Origin of the sequence: Corynebacterium kozikiae, assembly GCF_024580965.1 — a bacterium.
Taxonomy (GTDB): Bacteria; Actinomycetota; Actinomycetes; order Mycobacteriales; family Mycobacteriaceae; genus Corynebacterium; species Corynebacterium kozikiae.
Genome location: NZ_JANIKJ010000002.1, coordinates 78,155 through 96,999 on the forward strand (window position 1 = coordinate 78,155; position 18,845 = coordinate 96,999).

The 18,845-nt window shown below is 59.8% G+C and carries 12 protein-coding genes; 2 read left to right on the forward strand and 10 right to left on the reverse strand.

Features of this window, described 5'->3' with window-relative positions; all coding sequences use genetic code 11:
- Positions 1–149: 149 nt before the first annotated feature.
- The 6 genes from rpsG to NQ018_RS02370 form a co-directional block, all read right to left on the reverse strand.
- Entirely contained in the window at positions 150–617 is a 468-nt protein-coding gene (rpsG, locus tag NQ018_RS02345; RefSeq protein ID WP_257037487.1) for a 30S ribosomal protein S7, read from the reverse strand.
- Between the two features lie 3 nt (positions 618–620).
- Positions 621–992 (reverse strand): 30S ribosomal protein S12, encoded by a 372-nt coding sequence (gene rpsL / locus NQ018_RS02350; protein ID WP_025251882.1) that lies wholly within the window; start codon positions 990–992, stop codon positions 621–623.
- Between the two features lie 452 nt (positions 993–1,444).
- On the reverse strand, positions 1,445–2,536 hold the full coding sequence (locus NQ018_RS02355; protein ID WP_257058076.1) for an ABC transporter ATP-binding protein: 1,092 nt from the start codon (positions 2,534–2,536) through the stop codon (positions 1,445–1,447).
- Between the two features lie 35 nt (positions 2,537–2,571).
- Entirely contained in the window at positions 2,572–3,873 is a 1,302-nt protein-coding gene (locus NQ018_RS02360; RefSeq protein ID WP_257058326.1) for an ABC transporter substrate-binding protein, read from the reverse strand.
- A 101-nt stretch (positions 3,874–3,974) separates the two neighbouring features.
- Positions 3,975–4,760 carry a carbohydrate ABC transporter permease gene (locus NQ018_RS02365; RefSeq protein ID WP_257052399.1) on the reverse strand — a complete coding sequence of 262 codons (786 nt, stop codon included), beginning with the start codon at positions 4,758–4,760 and terminating at the stop codon, positions 3,975–3,977.
- A 98-nt stretch (positions 4,761–4,858) separates the two neighbouring features.
- Positions 4,859–5,710: a carbohydrate ABC transporter permease gene (locus tag NQ018_RS02370; protein ID WP_257037558.1), complete on the reverse strand. Its 852-nt coding sequence runs from the start codon at positions 5,708–5,710 to the stop codon at positions 4,859–4,861.
- Positions 5,711–5,966: 256 nt separating this feature from the next.
- Between NQ018_RS02370 and chrA the strand changes: the two genes are divergently transcribed.
- On the forward strand, positions 5,967–7,082 hold the full coding sequence (chrA, locus tag NQ018_RS02375; RefSeq protein ID WP_257058081.1) for a chromate efflux transporter: 1,116 nt from the start codon (positions 5,967–5,969) through the stop codon (positions 7,080–7,082).
- Positions 7,083–7,450: 368 nt separating this feature from the next.
- Here chrA and NQ018_RS02380 read toward each other — a convergent pair whose 3' ends face one another.
- The gene (locus tag NQ018_RS02380; RefSeq protein ID WP_257058082.1) at positions 7,451–7,585 is read right to left on the reverse strand and encodes a hypothetical protein; all 135 of its coding nucleotides are present in this window, start codon (positions 7,583–7,585) and stop codon (positions 7,451–7,453) included.
- An 80-nt stretch (positions 7,586–7,665) separates the two neighbouring features.
- Entirely contained in the window at positions 7,666–8,541 is an 876-nt protein-coding gene (locus NQ018_RS02385) for a VOC family protein (RefSeq protein WP_257058084.1), read from the reverse strand.
- Positions 8,542–8,839: 298 nt separating this feature from the next.
- Here NQ018_RS02385 and NQ018_RS02390 point away from each other — a divergent pair, with 298 nt between their 5' ends.
- Positions 8,840–10,591 carry an RNA-binding domain-containing protein gene (locus tag NQ018_RS02390; protein WP_257058086.1) on the forward strand — a complete coding sequence of 584 codons (1,752 nt, stop codon included), beginning with the start codon at positions 8,840–8,842 and terminating at the stop codon, positions 10,589–10,591.
- Between the two features lie 329 nt (positions 10,592–10,920).
- Here the strand turns inward: NQ018_RS02390 and NQ018_RS02395 are convergent, their stop codons facing one another.
- Both NQ018_RS02395 and rpoB read right to left on the reverse strand, forming a co-directional pair.
- The gene (locus tag NQ018_RS02395) at positions 10,921–14,931 is read right to left on the reverse strand and encodes a DNA-directed RNA polymerase subunit beta' (protein ID WP_257058088.1); all 4,011 of its coding nucleotides are present in this window, start codon (positions 14,929–14,931) and stop codon (positions 10,921–10,923) included.
- Positions 14,932–15,061: 130 nt separating this feature from the next.
- Positions 15,062–18,556, reverse strand: a complete 3,495-nt coding sequence (rpoB, locus tag NQ018_RS02400; RefSeq protein ID WP_257052335.1) for a DNA-directed RNA polymerase subunit beta — start codon at positions 18,554–18,556, stop codon at positions 15,062–15,064.
- Between the last annotated feature and the right edge of the window lie 289 nt (positions 18,557–18,845).

An 18,845-nucleotide genomic window follows, 5' to 3' on the forward strand; every position in this document is an offset into this window, starting at 1 on the left:
GCCAAACCTGCGCCTTTTTCTCAGCGCAAGGTGGTACACACTCTAGGAAATACGCGAATGTCCCAACCTTGCAGCCCCCTGCCCGCCGCAACCAAGGGCGGACCTTGGGGGCGTCGGCAAGCGGAGCGAACAGGCTGGGACCATGCGAATTACCAGCGGTAATGAGCGAAGGCGCGGTTGGCCTCTGCCATCTTGTGGGTGTCCTCGCGGCGCTTCACGGAAGCACCGAGGCCGTTGGCTGCGTCCAGGATCTCGTTAGCAAGGCGCTCGATCATGGTGTTCTCACGACGCTGGCGGGTGAAGGTCACCAACCAACGCAGGGCGAGGGTGTTCGCACGTGCTGGGCGAACCTCAACTGGCACCTGGTAGGTAGCGCCACCCACGCGGCGGGAGCGAACCTCGAGGTCAGGCTTGATGTTGCCGAGGGCCTTCTCCAGGGTCAGAACTGGATCGGTTCCGGTCTTCTCCTTGCAGATGTCCAGTGCGCCGTACACGATGCGCTGCGCGGTGGACTTCTTGCCGTCCAGGAGAACCTTGTTCACGAGCTGGGTAACAACCTCAGATCCGTAGATTGGATCCTTGACTACTGGGCGCTTTGGAGCTGCATTCTTACGCATTGATTACTTCTCCTTCTTTGCGCCGTAGCGGGAACGAGCCTGCTTACGGTCCTTCACACCCTGGGTATCCAGAGCGCCACGGATGATCTTGTAGCGAACACCTGGGAGGTCCTTCACACGACCGCCACGCACGAGCACCATGGAGTGCTCCTGGAGGTTGTGGCCCTCACCTGGGATGTAAGCGGAAACCTCGATGCCGGAGGTCAGGCGCACACGGGCAACCTTACGCAGAGCGGAGTTAGGCTTCTTAGGAGTAGTGGTGTACACACGGGTGCACACGCCACGACGCTGAGGGGAACCCTTCAGAGCTGCAGTTTTCACCTTTGCAGTCTTATCGTGGCGGCCCTTGCGGACGAGCTGCTGAATAGTTGGCATGAACCGTCTTTCTAGAAACTTCTAATACGTTTTCCTGTGCTTACCTAGGAGACAAGCGCGGAGCGAGGCCGTACGGCGAGCTGCGAGCAGCGAATGGGCGTTGCCGCCCGTGCACATCCGGCCGGGAAAATAACCCAGACAAACCAAAAAAGGGGCTCTTTTCCGGGGCCGCTTCCGCACTTTCCTAGAACATCCATGACTGCTCACGCAGCCAGAATGACAGGCTCCCACATATGCACATGGGACTTCCGCAAACTCTATCACACGCCGCGGAGGTTGCAAAGTATTTCTTTTTCTCTTGTTTCTTTACAGAGCCCTTCCGACGCCCTTCCGTAGCTCTTCAGCCCTTCCGACGCCGCCGGCGCCCGCACGTCACAGCGCGGCAGGGGCGGTGCGGTGGTGGCGGTGCGGTGGTGGCGGTGCGGTGGGATGGTTGATGTCTTGATGGCCTGTTAGCGGATGCGCTTGCCCGTTGTGGCGTCGAACAGGTAGAGGTGCATCGGGTCTACCTCAACCCGAATGGTTTGCCCCTCATGGACACTGCTGTGGGGGTCGAACACAATCACGTTGCCAAAGTTGTTGCTGGTGTTGTGCAGCGTGGGGTGTTCGCAGTAGGCGTAGGCCTCATGCCCGAGCTCTTCCACGTGGGAAACCTTAAGTTCCAGGCCGGTTGATTGCGCGCTTTCGGTGATTCGCAGGTGTTCCGGGCGCACACCCGCGAGGACTTGCCCGTTAGCCTGGGCCCGCTGCTGCGGGGTGATGGGTACGGTGATGTTTCCGAGGGCAACGCCCTGCTCCGTGAGTGTTGTGTCAAAGAGATTCATTGCCGGCGAGCCGATAAAGCCTGCCACGAAGGCATTCGCGGGGTCATTGTAGAGTTCTTTTGGCGGCGCTACCTGCTGGAGCGTGCCGGACTTCAGCACCGCTACCCTATCCCCCATGGTCATGGCCTCCACCTGGTCATGAGTGACATAGACGGTGGTGGTGCCCAGGCGCTTCTGGAGCGCAGACACCTGCGCGCGAGTAGATACCCGCAGTTTGGCGTCCAGATTGGAAAGTGGTTCGTCCATGCAGAACACTGCGGGATCACGCACGATCGCCCGGCCCATTGCCACGCGCTGGCGCTGTCCACCGGAAAGCTGCGCGGGCTTACGCCCCAACAGAGGCGTGAGTTCCAACATTTCCGCAGCCTCGGCCACCTTTGCCTGCACATCGGACTTGGCCATGCCCAGGTTGCGCAGGGCAAAACCCATGTTCTGAGCAACCGTCATGTTGGGGTACAGCGCGTAGTTTTGAAACACCATGGCGATATCTCGCCCGATTGGGCTGAGCCCCGTTGCGTCGGTGCCGTTGATGAGGATGCGGCCTGCGTCGGTAGGCTCAAGCCCCGCGAGCATCCGCAGCGAGGTGGATTTACCACACCCGGAAGGGCCAACCAGTACCAAAAATTCGCCATCGGCGATATCCAGATTGAGCTGATCCACCGCCGGCGGATTGCCTTTTTGGTACGTTCTGGTGACGTTTTCAAAACTTACGCTTGCCACGTGGTTGGCCTTTCAACGGATGGAGTTGGTGCTACTTAGAGGTTGGGCTTGATCTGGACGTCGTAGATGGACTGCACATCCTTTTGCAGTTCATCCATGGTTTCGGTGACGTCCGCACCCTGGACCAGGATCTTTTCAAACGCGCCGCCAATGCGGGTGTCTGCGCCAGGGATGAACACGCGCGCGTAATCCTGGGAGCGGGTATGCGGCAACTGGTCAAGCGCGGTCTGGTAGTTCGGATTCTCCTCCAGGAACGCCTTCTGCTCAGGGTCGCTGGCGGCGTCCTTGCGCACTGGCATGTACCCCACCTCGCGGGACCAGTAAGTGGTGTTCTGCAGATTGGTGATGAAGTCAATGAACTTCGCCGCAGCCACCTTGCGCTCTTGGGAAATACCAGCGGGGATCGCCAGGCCGGCGCCGCCGGTGGGGCAGCCGCCATCGCCGTGAGGGTTTGGCAGGGCCGCGGTGCCCACCTCAAAGGTGGAATCCGCCAGGATGCCGGAGAGATCGCCGGTAGAAGCGATTGCCGAGGCCGCAAGCCCCGCGGAGAAATCCTGCACATGGTTTGCGGAAACGCGGGCGTAGCCGCCGTCAGCGGCGGTATCACGCAACCACTCCACGGATTTGATGGTTGCTGGGTCGTTGAACTTCAAATCCCAGCCGTCAGAGTAGGAGCCGCCGAGCGTCCACATTGGCCCCTCAAAGGTCCAGGCCAGGTAGTCTGCGGCGTTGCCCCAGACGTGACCCACTTGGTTGGCGTCCAGAGTTTCCTTGAGCTTGGCGCCCCACTCATCCATCTCCTCCCAGGACTCCGGGCCACGATCAGGCAGGCCTGCGGCAGCCCACATCTCCTTGTTGTAGTAGAACAGCGGAGTGGAGCGAGCGAATGGGAAGGCATAGTAGTTGCCATCCAACTCGTAGTCACCGTAAAGGGAGTCAACGTAAGTGGAAGGATCGATGCCTGCCTCTGAGACCAGCTCGTTGACCGGTGTGATCTGCTTGTTCAGGGCAAAGTTGAACCACCAGACGTCGGAAAGCACCACGATGTCCGGCAGGTCGGTGCCGGTCAGCGCCGCGTTGAACTTCTGGGCGAGCTCCTCGTAATTCTTGCCGCCGTCTACCAAATTGATCGTGATGCCTGGGTTTTCCTGCTCGAAGCGAGAGATGAGCTCCAGCTCCACGTCCTTGGACTTGGCGGGGTGGTTGGACCACCAGGTCAGGGAGGTCACTTCCCCACTGCCGCCAGCTGCGGAGGAATCGCCGGAAGCTGCTTCCGGTGCGGTGGAGGAGGTGCCGGCGCAGGCCGCGAGGGTTGCCGAACCACCGGCCACACCCATGATGGCCAGGAAGTTGCGGCGGGAGAGCTTGAGGTTGTTTGCAGACACGAAAGTGCTCCTAGGTTGTGTGTTGTGTGCGATCAGGATGCGTAGCCGGGGCACTAGCCCTTGACTGCACCCGTGGTCAGGCCCTTGATCATGTATTTCTGCAGGGCCAGGAAGATGATGAGGACCGGGACGATGGTGAGGATGGTTGCCGCCATCACCGGACCCCAGTTGGTCACGCCGTCGTTGTTTTGCAACATGGTCAGGCCGATGGGCAGGGTTGCTACGGCCTCGGTGTCGGACATAATGAACGGCCAAAGGTACTGGTTCCATTCATTGACCATGGTGATCACCGCGAATGCTGAAAGCGTGGGCAGAGAAACCGGTAACAGCACTCGGGTGAGCAACTTGATCGGCCCGGCGCCGTCCATGCGCGCCGCCTCCACGAGCTCATGAGGGAGCGAAAGGAAGTGGTTGCGCATGAGGAAGGTGCCAAAGGCCACGCCCGCCAGCGGCACGATGATGCCCTGGAAGGTATTGCGCCACCCGAGGCCGTTGACCAGGGCGTAGTTGGAAATCACCGTGATCTCACTGGGCACCATGAGCGCCGAGATCACCACGATGAACACCAAATTGCGGCCCGGGAAACGCAGGATCGCCAGCGCGTAGGCCGAAAGCACCCCGAGGACCACCTTCACCACGCAAAGCACCACCGTGACGATGATCGAGTTGCGCAAGTACTGCCAGAAGGGGACGTCGGTAAGCGCTGTGTGATAGTTGCTCCACTCGAAGCTCGACGGCCACCATGTGACCGGCTGCGTGTAGATCTCCTGGCGCATCTTGAGACTGGTCAGGACGATCCACAGCAGCGGTAGGCCCACCATCAAAAGGGCGCAGGCCATTCCGACGTAACCAGCGGTCTTCTTCACTAGTTCCAGCCGGGCCGCGCGGCTGGCATGCCGGGTTTCGCCGCTTTGGCTGGCGTGCGTGTTGGCGTAGCTCATCGCTGCCTCCTATCCATGATGCGCACTTGCACCAACGTGATTGCCAGGAGGATAAGGAACAAGATGGTGGCCACTGTTGCCCCGTATCCGGCGCGGAAGTTGTGGAAGGTTTCAAAGTAGACCTGGAACACCAGGGTTTGCGTGCCATTTCCCTGTGGGCCGCCGCGGGTCATGACGTTGATGATGTCGAAAACCTGCACCGAGTTGAGGGTGACGGTGATGGAGAGGAAGAAGGTGGTGGGGCGCAGTTGCGGCAGCGTGACCCTGGTGAACTTGGTCCACCATTTGGCGCCGTCTACCAGCGCGGCTTCGTCCAGATTCTTGTCCAGGCCCTGCAGCGCGGCGAGGTAGATCACGAAGGTGTAGCCCAGGTTCTTCCACACGAAGGTGAAGGTCACCATCACCAGTGCCCATGAGGGGATTTGGTAGAAGTTCGGGGCCGTCACGCCGACCCGTTGGAGGAGGTCTTGGACGAGCCCGAAGTTGGGGTCGAAGATGAATTGGAACGCGATGCCCACGGCCGCCCCGGAGATGGCGAAGGGGGCGAAAATCACCGAGCGCGTAAAGTTGCGCCCCTTGAGCTTCTGGTCCAGCAGCAGCGCCAGTACAAGGCCCAACACCATCGAGCCCACCACGGCAAAGAACGTAAAGAACAAGGTGTTCTTAAGGACCACCAGGGTGTCTGGCCTGGTGAACCACTCACGGTAGTTGGCCAACCCGATGAATCGGGAGGTGGGGCTAGAGATGTTCCACTCAAAGAAGCTCAGCCGAATGTTGTCCAGCAGCGGCCGGTAGGTAAACACCGCGAGCAGAACGAGGTTGGGCAGCAAGAACAAGGCAGCCAGCAGCCACTCCCTGGTGAGGAGCGTGCGTTCGCTCGGCGCTGACTTTGTTGCCTTTTGCTGGGCTGGCTGGCCGGACTGGCCGGGCTGGGCTGGCTGACCGGACTGACCGGGCTTGACGGACTGGACTTCGGACACAAAGAAGAACTTTCTCAGCGGAAAATGAACTCCCGGGGACGCTGAGGTGAAACGTTTTGGTCAAGTAGGTAAGCAATAGGGTGTAGCTCACCTGCTGCACCGCGAGCCGCCTAGCATCAAGGGCATGGCTGGAACCCTGCGCGCGTCGATAGACGTCCTAAAAGCGTTTACCCTGCTTGGCCTCACGAGTTTCGGCGGCCCCACCGCCCACCTTGGCTACTTTCGCCAAGAATTTGTGGCCAAGCGCCGCTGGCTTTCGGATGCGAGCTACGCCGACATCGTTGCGCTGTGCCAGTTTCTGCCGGGGCCCGCATCGAGCCAGGTGGGCATGGCGATCGGGTGGCGCCGCGCCGGTGGCCTGGGGATGCTCGCAGCGTTTGTGGGCTTCACGGCGCCGTCGGCGGTGATGATGGCGGTGGCCACCTCCCTCCCCTTCCTCGACGACGCCACCAAAGGCCTCATGGCCGCTGCCGTCGCCGTGGTGGTGATCGCGCTGATCTCCATGGCAAAAACGCTCGCGAGCACCGTGCCCTCCGCCTTGATCGCACTCGCGACCGCCGCCACCCTCATCGCCGCGCCGCATGCCTGGATGCAACTCTGCTGCATCGCGGCCGGGGCGCTGATCTCTCTTATGCTTCCCGACGCCCCCAGCACCCCCACTTCCCCACCGCCTGCAGGGCGCGTCGGGTGGGCTCCGGTCGCGGCGATCGCGCTGGTGACACTGCTGATCGCATCTTCCTTCTTCTGGTGGGGCCCGTACCTGCGGGCGGGCGCGTTGGTGTTCGGCGGCGGGCACGTGGTGCTGCCGATGCTGGAGGCGGATCTGGTACCCACCCAACTCGACGCCCCCACCTTCCTCGCCGGCTACGGCCTCGCGCAGGCAATGCCGGGGCCACTGTTTACGCTGGCCAGCTACCTCGGCGCGGCAACCGGCGGCGCATGGGGCGCACTCGTGGCAACCCTGGCGATCTTCGCGCCCTCATTCCTCCTGCTCGCCGCAATCATGCCCGTATGGACACGCCTCGCTGCGCTCGCCTGGATCCGACGCGCCCTGCGCGGCATCAACGCAGCCGTCGTGGGGCTGCTTGGCGCGGTGCTCTGGGACCCCGTGATCTCCCACGGAATCACCGACCTCACCAGCGCCCTCATCGCCGCCGCCGCCGGCATTTTCCTTTGGCGCGGCGCCCCTGCCTGGGCCGTTGTCTTAGCCGCTGGGTGCGTGGGGATGGTTGTCAGCTAAGCGGTTTTTGCGTGCTGGGTATTGGCCGGCGGAGCGTTTGCGGCCTGGCACGCCCTAAGCAGGACACCTTTGGTGATATTCGTGCAGGGAAATAGAAAGGTGTCCTCCTAAGGACGCGCGGGGTGGTGTCAAGAATTGCACAGGAAGCCCTGCCACCAGCAGAAAGACCCTAACCAGGACACCTTGAGCGAAAACGATGCAGCCAAACCGAAAGGTGTCCTCCTTAGGGCGCGCCCCTCTAGAGATGCCGAACCGAGCCTCCCTTGGCGCAACAAAAAGTGCCCTGCCGAAGCAGGGCATTTTCCTTGAACCGCAACGCCGCGGGGCGCCTGAATTGTGGGGCGCTGGCGGCGTCGGGAAGCGTGTTCTTAGACGGAGAACAGCGGAGCGTTGATCAGCGCAGCGAGGCCGGTGAAGATTGGGGTCCACTGTGCGTAGAAGTTGAAGATCTCTGGAAGAGAGGAGGTGAAGCCTTCAACGAGGATGGGGATAGGAATGATCATGAGGTCTCCTTAATAGTGATGAAACTTTCTTAGAGGATTCTAACGGATGGTGGGCGAAAGTGTGAGTTCTTAGGGTGGAGTCAGAAGTCAGCGATGATGATTTTGCCCATGCTCATGAGCTTTTCATAGGCGCCGGGGCGGGACATGAGTTCGTCGAGGTTATCGGGGACGATTTCCCAGGCGAGGCCGAACTCGTCGCGCAACCAGCCGCAGCGCTCTGCCTCGGGGACCGCGGAGAGGGCATTCCAGTAGCGGTCAAGCTGCTCCTGGCCGTGGGCGTTGACGAGGAGGGCGAGGCCGCAGTCGAAGTCGAAGTCCTGGGGCACCGCGGAATCCATCGCGCCGAACTTCTGACCGGCAAGGGTGAAGGTGGAAAACACTACGGAATCCTTTGTGATCACGCCGCCGAGCGCATGGCCAAAATCGGCGTAAGTGACCACCTGCTTGATCGCGGAGCCGTCGATCACCTCCACATAACGCTGAATCGCCTCATGGGCACGGTTCTGGGCGCGGCCGCAGAACATCAGGCTCGGGTAAATGTAGGTCTCCGCGTCCGGAGAGGTCATGAGCTGCCAAGACACACCGAACTTATCCTCCACCCAGCCGTAGAAAGGGTTGAAGGGGTATTCCCCCAAGTCCATCAGCACCCTTCCCCCCTCATGGAGACCGTCCCACAACGCTTGGGTGAGCTGCTTGTTTGCGCTGGTCACCATGAAGCTGATGGAGGGGTTCGGACGGAAAGTATCATCCGCATTGATGAGGGTGAGCTGGTAGCCCTGAATCTCCACATCCACCGTGAGCGGCTGGCCCGCCATCGGCTGCTGAAAATCCAGCAGGCCCTCCGTGGGATAGCGCACCACGTTCGTAATCTCGGTGTTGGGGAAGATTGTTGCGTAGTGTTCAGCCACCTCAAGAGCGTTGCTGTTGCACCAGATATTCGGCACGACCGTTTGCATGTGTGTCATGTTACGGAGCGCAAAACGACGTCCCCAAATGGCCATGCCCCATCCGGAGCACTTTCCGTGACGGTCTTGGATTGGCGTCCCATCTCGGCAAGCGGCTGGCGGTGGCTTGGGGGGTGAAACGGCACCAGAAACAACTTCGAAAGAACTTGAAAGAACTTTGAAACAACTTCTTTTACGGCCACTACCAGCGCCTTTGTCAAAGAATTGGGCAGAAGTTGTTTGCAGAAACAGTCCAAGTTGTTTTCAAGTTGTTTGAACAACTGATGAAAGAACTTTGTATCCTTATCCCATGAGCACCAGTCCCCTGCTTCAAGAAATGGCTAACGCCAACCTTCCCAAGGAGTTATGTCGCGCACTTGTAGCAATAGTCGAGCACAATGAGACACCGGATTCCCAAGAAAGCCAGACCTTGGATTTCAAGGAAGATCCGGTAACCACTACCTCCAAAGGTTCCAACCCAGACGCGAAACTCATCGACATAATCCTCAAAGCTGTTGTCTGCATGGCCAACGGCAATGATGAGGACTCTTTTGTCGTGCTCGGCGTGCGAGATCAAGCACGGGGCGAAGAAGCCCTGATGGGCACAGAGCGCGAACCCGACTGGTTGCGCAGAAAGATTTTTAACGGCACCACTCCTGAACTGGATGTCCACATTGAGCCCTTCATTGTCCGTGGAAAGCGGCTTCTCATCATCCGCATTCCCCGGCCACTAAGGGTGTACTCACGAAAGAAGGGTGAATCGTGGTACCGAGAAGGGACAGACTGCATCGTGATGTCTCAAGAAAAGCGCAACCGGTTGGATTGGGAACGTCGGAACCCAGATTACACCGCAAGTCCAGCAGATATTGAGGAGACTGACCTCGACGGGGACGCGATTGGCCGAGCTCGACGTCTTCTCACTGAGAAGCACTTCACCATTGGCGAAACCGAAGCACCCACCACAAATCATGGTCTCATACGCGAACTTGGGCTCCTCGACAATAATGAAAAACTACTGCGTGCAGGACAAATACTCCTCGGACCAAGCCCGTCGAACCGAGTGGTTATTAGGCATTTGTACAGCCTAACCCCCGGCGCAGAACCACAAGTTCAGGAACTTACCAGTCCCTTGATCAAGCTATTTAGCGACGTGAAAACGCTAATCGACGCCCACTCATCGCAGGAGATCGCTCGGGTTGACCTAGGTGGAGGGCAGGAAACACCGATTCCAGCTTTTCCCCGACGGGCAGTAGATGAAGTGGTATCCAATGCCATGCTTCATCGTGATTGGCTCGCAGTTAGTCCAATCGTCATCAAACAGACCCCACGGACCCTCACCGTCATTTCCCCAGGCGGACTCCCACCCTCAGTGACAGAAGCAAATCTACTCACCACCCGATCCGTTCCAAGAAACCCTGCTCTTATGGATGCTGCCAGGCGACTCGGCCTAGCCGAGGAATCCTCCCGCGGATTCGACAGGATGTGGGTTTCCATGCTGGCGAGCGGCCGGCGAGCCCCCGTGGTCAAGGTGGGTGAATTTGAAGTATCCGTGACGTTGGACGCCGGAAGCCCCGATCTTTCCTTCATCCAGGGACTCGCCGCAATGGCCGAAACAATAGAGGTAGATATCAGAAAATCCGTCACCGCCTTGATCATCGTCCGCTTTCTGGTTGATAACCCAGGAATGACATGGCATGAAATTTCTGAGAATTTACAAACTAATGAACTTGAGACATGGGAAAATATTGACTGGCTCCTCGACATGGGCGTTATTCAGAAAACTGGAGAGCGTTTTAATGAGTGGCGTCTCACGGATAGGTGCCGTGAGCTTTTCAACGTTTCAAACAGCGCCCCAACAGCTTCCGAGGCCGAACTGTGGATACAGCAACAACTCCAAGAAGGAGAAGCCCTCACAACCCGAGAAATAGCAGATCAGCTCAAGGTACCAGCACCATTGGTGACCAAGCTATTGCGCGGTTTACGCACCCAAGGTGTTGCAATGATCGATCCTGAGGGCCCCCAAAGGGGATCGAACACTCGCTGGATTAGCCGACCCAGATAGCAAAAGATTGCATGAAACAACTTCGAAACAACTTGAAAGAACTTTGAAACAACTTCTTTCACGGCCACTACCAGCGCCTTTGGTGAAGAATTGGACAGAAGTTGTTCACAGAAACAGTCCAAGTTGTTTTCAAGTTGTTTGAACAACTGATGAAACAACTTGAAAGAGCTTCCCTTCCCCTCATGGACACCGCCTGCCTCGCGCTGTCCCGCTTCCCCAATGCCACACCCCGTGCTCATGAGGGGGATAAAAATGCCCCTCATGGGCAATCCTGATTTCTCAGGATTGCTCATGAGGGGCGGGTTACGCTCGCGAGCTGCGAAGCGGCTTTAGAGGTCGAAGGCCTCGTCGAGTGGCACTGATGCGCCAGTGAATTCGCCGTAGCCATCGTCGCCGTAGATCGAGTCGCCAAGGGTTGGGATCGAGTATGCGGCGTTGCGTGCAGCCTCGGTTGGCTTGACCGTGATGTTGCGGTAGCGGGCGATGCCGGTACCGGCTGGGATCAGCTTACCGATGATCACGTTTTCCTTCAGGCCGATGAGCTTGTCGGAACGCTTGTTGATCGCGGCGTCGGTGAGCACGCGGGTGGTCTCCTGGAAGGAGGCCGCGGAGAGCCAGGACTCGGTTGCCAGGGACGCCTTGGTAATACCCATGATCTCGGAACGCAGCTCTGCTGGCTGGCCACCCTCTGCGATTGCCTCGGCGTTTGCTGCCTTAGCCTCGGAGAGATCCACCAGGGTGCCCGGGAGGAACTCGGTGGAACCGGATTCGATCACGGTGCCGCGGCGCAGCATCTGGCGGATGATGATCTCGATGTGCTTGTCGTGGATAGCCACACCCTGGGCGCGGTACACGTCCTGCACCTCGTCCACCAGGTGCTGCTCCACGCCACGGCGGCCGAGCACCTCGAGCACGTCGTGCGGATCAGCAGGACCACGCAGGAGACGCTGGCCAACCTCTACGTGATCGCCCTCTGCCAGGGTGCGCTCAATGAACGCGCCTGGGTTGGATTCCATTGGCACTCGAGTAGATGCCAAGCCTTGGCGCTTGGACAGTTTCTCGTACACGACGTTATCGGATCCGTCGTCCGGCGTAATGGTGAGGGTGTAGAAGTTGCCTTCATCTTCCAAGTGCACGGTGCCCGCCACGGAGGCGATTGGGGCGCGGTTCTTTGGCACGCGGGCCTCGAACAGCTCTTGGACACGTGGGAGACCACCGGTGATGTCGCCACCCACACCACCTTGGTGGAAGGTACGCATGGTGAGCTGGGTACCAGGCTCACCAATGGACTGTGCAGCCACAATGCCCACTGCCTCGCCAATGTCCACCAGCTTGCCGGTGGCCATGGACTTGCCGTAGCACTTTGCGCACACACCGGTTGGGGTCTGGCAGGTGAGCACGGAGCGCACCTTGACCTCTTCGATGCCTGCCGCAACGAGCTCATCAATCATTGGGTCGGTGAGGTTTTCACCGGCTGCAACCAACACGTTGCCGTCGGAATCCTTGATGTCGGTGGCCACCACACGCCCGGAGACGGAAGTCTCGATGAGGGTGTGTGCGGAGTAGCCGGTGACGTTGCCCTCGGCGTCCTTGTTTGCCACCGCAACAGGCACGCGGATGCCCTGGCGGGTGCCGCAGTCGTCTTCGCGAACGATGACGTCCTGTGCCACGTCCACGAGACGGCGGGTGAGGTAGCCGGAGTCTGCGGTACGCAGAGCGGTATCGGCCAGGCCCTTACGGGAACCGTGGGAGTTGTTGAAGTACTCCAGCACCGAAAGACCTTCACGGAAGGAGGTCTTAATTGGGCGGGTGATGTAGTCACCCTTGGAGTTCACAACCATGCCCTTCATACCGGCAAGGGTCCAGATCTGGCGCATGTTACCTGCTGCACCGGACTTCACGATCATAGGGATCGGGTTGTCATCTGGGTACAGTTCCTCAACTGCCTTACCAACCTCGTCGGTGGCGTTCTTCCACAGCTCCACCAGACGGTCGTAGCGCTCACGCTCGGTGAGTGCACCCTGCTCGTAGAACTTGCGCTCGATCTTGCGGGCCTCGGACTCGTAAGCCTCGAGCATCTCGTTCTTGTTTGGCAGCACGAGCACGTCGGACATCGCGATGGTCACACCGGAACGGGTTGCCCAGTAGAAGCCGGCGTCCTTCATCTTGTCCATGGTCTGCGCCACGGTGATCATCGGGTACTTGGCGGCGAGGTCGTTGATCACGTCGCCGAGCATGATCTTGTCCGTGCCGCCACCCTTACGAACCATCACACCTTCGAGGTATGGGTAGTTCCAAGGGAGGAGGTCGTTGAACATCACGCGGCCCAGGGTGGTGTCTGCAAGCCAGGTTTCGCCCTGCTTCCAACCATCTGGGAACTGCTCTGCCTCAACATCTGCCGGTGGGCGCAGGTGAGAGATGCGGACCTTGATCTTGGCCTGCAGGCCAAGCACGCCGCGGTCGTAGGCCATGATGGCCTCAGCGTAGGAGGAGTACACACCCGTTGCTGGGCCCTGCTCGTTAGCCGGAGCATATGCGCCCTGGCCGCCGAACTCCTGCTCGCCCTTGTCCATGGTGAGGTAGTACAGGCCGGTCACCATGTCCAGACGTGGCATGGCCAGCGGCTTGCCGGATGCTGGGGAGAGGATGTTGTTGGAGGCGAGCATGAGCACGCGCGCCTCAGCCTGTGCCTCAGCGGAGAGTGGCAGGTGGACTGCCATCTGGTCACCGTCGAAGTCGGCGTTGAACGCCTCACAAGCAAGCGGGTGCAACTGGATTGCCTTGCCTTCGATGAGCTTTGGCTCGAAGGCCTGGATACCCAGGCGGTGCAGGGTTGGTGCGCGGTTGAGCATCACTGGGTGCTCGGCAATTGCCTCTTCGAGCACGTCCCACACCTCTGGGCGCTGGCGCTCCACCATGCGCTTTGCGCTCTTGATGTTCTGCGCGTAGGAGTTTTCCACCAAGCGCTTCATCACGAATGGCTTGAACAGCTCCAAAGCCATGAGCTTTGGCAGACCACACTCGTGCAGCTTGAGCTGCGGACCAACGATAATCACGGAACGGCCGGAGTAGTCCACGCGCTTACCCAGCAGGTTCTGGCGGAAGCGGCCCTGCTTGCCCTTGAGCAGGTCGCTCAGGGACTTCAGTGGGCGGGTGCCTGGGCCGGTCACTGGGCGGCCGCGACGGCCGTTGTCGAACAGCGCGTCCACGGACTCCTGCAGCATGCGCTTCTCATTGTTCACGATGATCTCAGGGGCACCGAGATCGATCATGCGCTTGAGGCGGTTGTTGCGGTTGATCACACGACGGTAGAGGTCGTTGAGGTCTGAGGTTGCAAAACGGCCACCGTCGAGCTGCACCATTGGGCGAAGCTCAGGCGGGATCACTGGGATGCAATCCAACACCATGCCTGCTGGGTCGTTGCCGGAGCGCTGGAACGCTGCCACAACCTTGAGGCGCTTCAGGGCGCGGATCTTCTTCTGACCCTTGCCGTTGTTGATGATCTCGCGCAGGACCTCGGCCTCGGCGTCGAGGTCGAAGTTGCGGATCAGGGTCTGGATGGCCTCCGCGCCCATGCCGCCGGTGAAGTAATCCTCGTAGCGGTCAACGAGCTCCTCGTAGATGGTCTCATCGATGATCATCTCCTTTGGAGCAAGCTTCACAAAGGTGTTCCAGATTTCATCGAGGCGATCGATCTCACGCTCAGCGCGCTCGCGGATGTGCTGCATTTCCTTCTCAGCAGCCTTGCGCACCTTGTTGGAGGCGTCGGCCTTTGCACCGGCAGCCTCCAGCTCGGCGAGGTCTTCCTCGAGCTTCTGGGCACGCTCTGCGATCTCGGACTCTGCGTCTGCCTCAACGTCCTTCTTCTCCAGGAGCATCTCTGCTTCCAGGGTGGAGAGGTCATTGTGGCGGGCTTCCTCATCGACGCTGGTGATGATGTTCGCAGCGAAGTAGATGATGCGCTCCAGGTCCTTTGGTGCAAGGTCCAAAAGGTAGCCCAGGCGGGAAGGCACGCCCTTGAAGTACCAAATGTGGGTCACTGGTGCGGCGAGCTCGATGTGGCCCATGCGCTCACGGCGAACCTTGGACTTGGTCACCTCAACGCCACAGCGCTCACAGATGATGCCCTTGTAACGCACGCGCTTGTACTTACCACACTGGCACTCCCAGTCACGGGTAGGGCCGAAGATGCGCTCGCAGAACAGGCCGTCCTTCTCTGGCTTGAGGGTGCGGTAGTTGATGGTCTCCGGCTTCTTGACCTCGCCCTTAGACCAACGGCGGATGTCGTCGGCAGTGGCCAGGCCGATGCGGAGCTCGTCGAAGAAGTTGACGTCTAGCACGTAACTCCCTTTCCCCCAGGGTTTTCTGGGGATCGTAAATGAATCTTAAAAAGGACTGTTTCCGCCTACCAGGTGTGCAGCGCTGCCCAGCCCCGTGGGGCCGCAACGCCGCAGTCTGGCAGACCTGGCGTTAGGCGATGTCGGCGTCGGAACGCTCGTCGCGCGAGAGGTTAATGCCCAACGACGCACCCGCTTGGTCGAATTCGTCGTCGTCGGAGCCGGACAGTTCCATTGGGGTGCCGTCGGCGGAGAGGACCTCCACGTTCAGGCACAGGGACTGAAGCTCCTTAAGCAGCACCTTGAAGGACTCGGGGATGCCCGGATCTGGGATGTTCTCGCCCTTCACGATTGCCTCGTACACCTTCACGCGGCCCACCACGTCATCGGACTTGATGGTGAGCAGCTCCTGGAGCGTGTAGGCAGCGCCGTATGCCTGCATTGCCCACACCTCCATTTCGCCGAAGCGCTGACCACCGAACTGTGCCTTACCACCCAGTGGCTGCTGGGTAATCATGGAGTATGGGCCGGTGGAGCGTGCGTGAATCTTCTCATCAACCAGGTGGTGCAGCTTCAGGATGTACATGTAGCCAACCGAGACTGGGTATGGGAAAGGTTCACCGGAGCGGCCGTCGAAGAGCTGGGCCTTGCCGTCGGAGTCCACCATCACGTCGCCGTCGCGGTTCGGGCGGGAGTTGGCGAGCAGGCCGGCGAGTTCCTCGTTGGAAGCGCCGTCGAACACTGGGGTTGCGGTGAGGGAGCCAGCGGGAACGCTGTAGAGATCCTCAGGCAGCATGTTCATCAGCTCGGCGTTTGCTGGGTCCTGGGTGTCAATCTCCCAGCCTGCGGCTGCGAGCCAACCCAGGTGAACCTCAAGCACCTGGCCAATGTTCATACGGCGTGGCACACCGTGGGTGTTCAGGATGATGTCCACTGGGGTGCCGTCTGGCATGAACGGCATGTCTTCCTGAGGCAGGATCTTGCCAACCACGCCCTTGTTGCCGTGGCGGCCGGCGAGCTTGTCGCCGTCCTGGATCTTGCGCTTCTGAGCAACGTAGACGCGGATCATCTCATTGACGCCTGGGGCCAGATCGTCGTCGTCCTCGCGGGAGAAGCGGCGAACGCCGATGACCTTACCGGTCTCACCGTGTGGCACCTTCATGGAGGTGTCACGCACCTCGCGGGACTTCTCACCGAAGATGGCGCGCAGCAGGCGCTCTTCTGGGGTGAGCTCAGTTTCACCCTTCGGGGTGACCTTGCCCACCAGGATGTCGCCGTCGCGGACGTCGGCACCAATGCGCACGATGCCACGCTCGTCAAGGTCCTTGAGCACGTCCTCGGAGACGTTCGGGATGTCGCGGGTGATCTCTTCGGCGCCCAGCTTGGTTTCGCGGGCGTCGATCTCATGCTCCTCGATGTGGATGGAGGTCAGGATGTCCTCTTCCACAAGGCGCTGGTTGAGGATGATTGCGTCCTCGTAGTTGTGGCCTTCCCATGGCATGAACGCCACCAGCAGATTGCGGCCGAGTGCCATTTCACCGTTATGGGTGCCTGGGCCGTCAGCAATAACCTGGCCGGCTTCAACGCGGTCGCCGATGTTGACCAGCGGCTTCTGGTTGTAAGAGGTGCCTTGGTTGGTGCGCTCGAACTTGCGCAGCATGTAGGTATCGCGGATACCTTCATCGTCCATGATGGTGATGAAGTCAGCGGAGACATTCTCCACTGCACCAGACTTCTTGGAGATGATGAGGTCGCCCGCATCGTAGGCTGCGCGCTTTTCCATACCGGTGCCCACGAATGGAGCCTCAGAGCGGACCAGTGGCACAGCCTGGCGCTGCATGTTCGCGCCCATGAGGGCACGGTTTGCGTCGTCGTGCTCCAGGAACGGAATCATTGCGGTTGCTACGGACACCATCTGACGTGGGGAGACGTCCATGTAGTCGATCTCAGCGCCGGAGACCACCTTGATTTCACCGTTCTTCACGCGCACGGTCACGCGGTCCTCGGTGATCTTGCCCTGGGCATCCACTGGGGTGTTTGCCTGGGCCACAACGTAGCGGTCTTCCTCGTCAGCGGTGAGGTAGTGCACCTCGTCGGTGACAACACCGTCCACGACCTTGCGGTATGGGGTCTCAATGAAGCCGAAGGCGTTCACGCGGCCGTAGGAGGCCAGGGAGCCAATCAGACCGATGTTTGGACCTTCGGGGGTCTCAATTGGGCACATGCGGCCGTAGTGGGATGGGTGCACGTCGCGCACCTCGATGCCAGCGCGCTCACGGGACAGACCACCTGGGCCGAGTGCGGAGAGGCGGCGCTTGTGGGTGAGACCGGAAAGGGAGTTGTTCTGGTCCATGAACTGCGAGAGCTGGGAGGTACCAAAGAACTCACGGATGGAAGCAGACACTGGGCGCACGTTGATCAGGGAGGTAGGAGTGATGGACTCCGCATCCTGGGTGGTCATGCGCTCGCGAACCACGCGCTCCATACGGGAAAGACCCACGCGGACCTGGTTCTGGATGAGCTCACCGACGGTACGCAGACGGCGGTTACCAAAGTGGTCGATGTCGTCCGTCTCCACCGGAATGACCTCGCCGGTTGGGCTGGTCATCGTGGTCTCACCTGCGTGCAGACGCACCAGGTACTCGATGGTGGTGGCGATGTCTTCTTCGGTGAGGGTCAGCAAGCCCTCGTTGTCCCCACCCAAGCCGAGCTTGCGGTTGACCTTGTAGCGGCCCACCTTGGCAAGGTCGTAGCGCTTCGCGCGGAAGAAGGAGTTGTCCAGCAAAGACTGTGCGAGGTCGCGGGTTGGCTGCTCGCCTGGACGCTGCTTGCGGTAGATCTCCAACAGGGCTTCGTCGGTGTTTGCCACACCGTCTGCCTCAAGAGTGGACATCATGATTTCGGAGAAGCCGAAACGCTCAGTGATCTGCTCAGTGGTCCAACCGAGGGCCTTGAGCAGCACAGTTACGGGCTGGCGGCGCTTGCGGTCGATGCGCACGCCGACGGTGTCGCGCTTGTCCACATCGAACTCGAGCCACGCACCGCGGGAAGGGATCACCTTCACGGCATGCAGTGGACGCTCGGTGGACTTATCGATCGTCTGATCAAAGTACACACCTGGGGAGCGCACGAGCTGGGACACCACAACACGCTCAGTGCCGTTCACGATAAACGTGCCCTTGTCCGTCATCATTGGGAAGTCGCCAATGAACACGGTCTGGGACTTAATTTCCTGGGTGTCGTTGTTAATGAACTCGGCGGTCACATACAGTGGCGCGGAGTAGTTGATGTCCTTGTCTTTACACTCATCAATGGTGTTCTTCATGTCCTCGAAGCGTGGCTCCGAGAGAGACAAAGACATGTTGCCGGAGTAATCCTGGATAGGAGAAAGCTCCTCCAAGATATCCTCCAGTCCGCTTGTGACGCGGACGCCTTCACCCAACTCCTCCTGCTGACGTGCACGCCACTCAGGCGTACCAATCAACCAAGCAAAAGAGTCGAGCTGAATATCAAGTAGTCCTGGGACCTCGATTGGTTCCGTGATCTTTGCGAACGAATAACGTTCCGGAGCCCCAGGGATTTCGGCCTTGGTCTGGCGGGAGACTGCCAAGATGGGTCCTTCCAGCACCTCACGCGGATGGCGGCCCCGCAATATTGGCCACCAAAACCGCTGGTAATTAAGCATTTCGGTCTGCTGAGGGGCCCTCTTACCCACATAGCACGGAATGACCTTGTCAAATCCGGCTTTTTCAGCCTTCTGATCAAGGTCCTCGAACTATGCTGGTTTGGCCCCAGCGCAACGAACTACGTTAGCGCACAACACAACAAAGCGCAACCCCCCATTGCGGCTCATTTCCGACGCGCCCAAGGCCTCAGGCTCCCGCAGGCCGCCAGGCGGCATGCGGCACACTCTACAG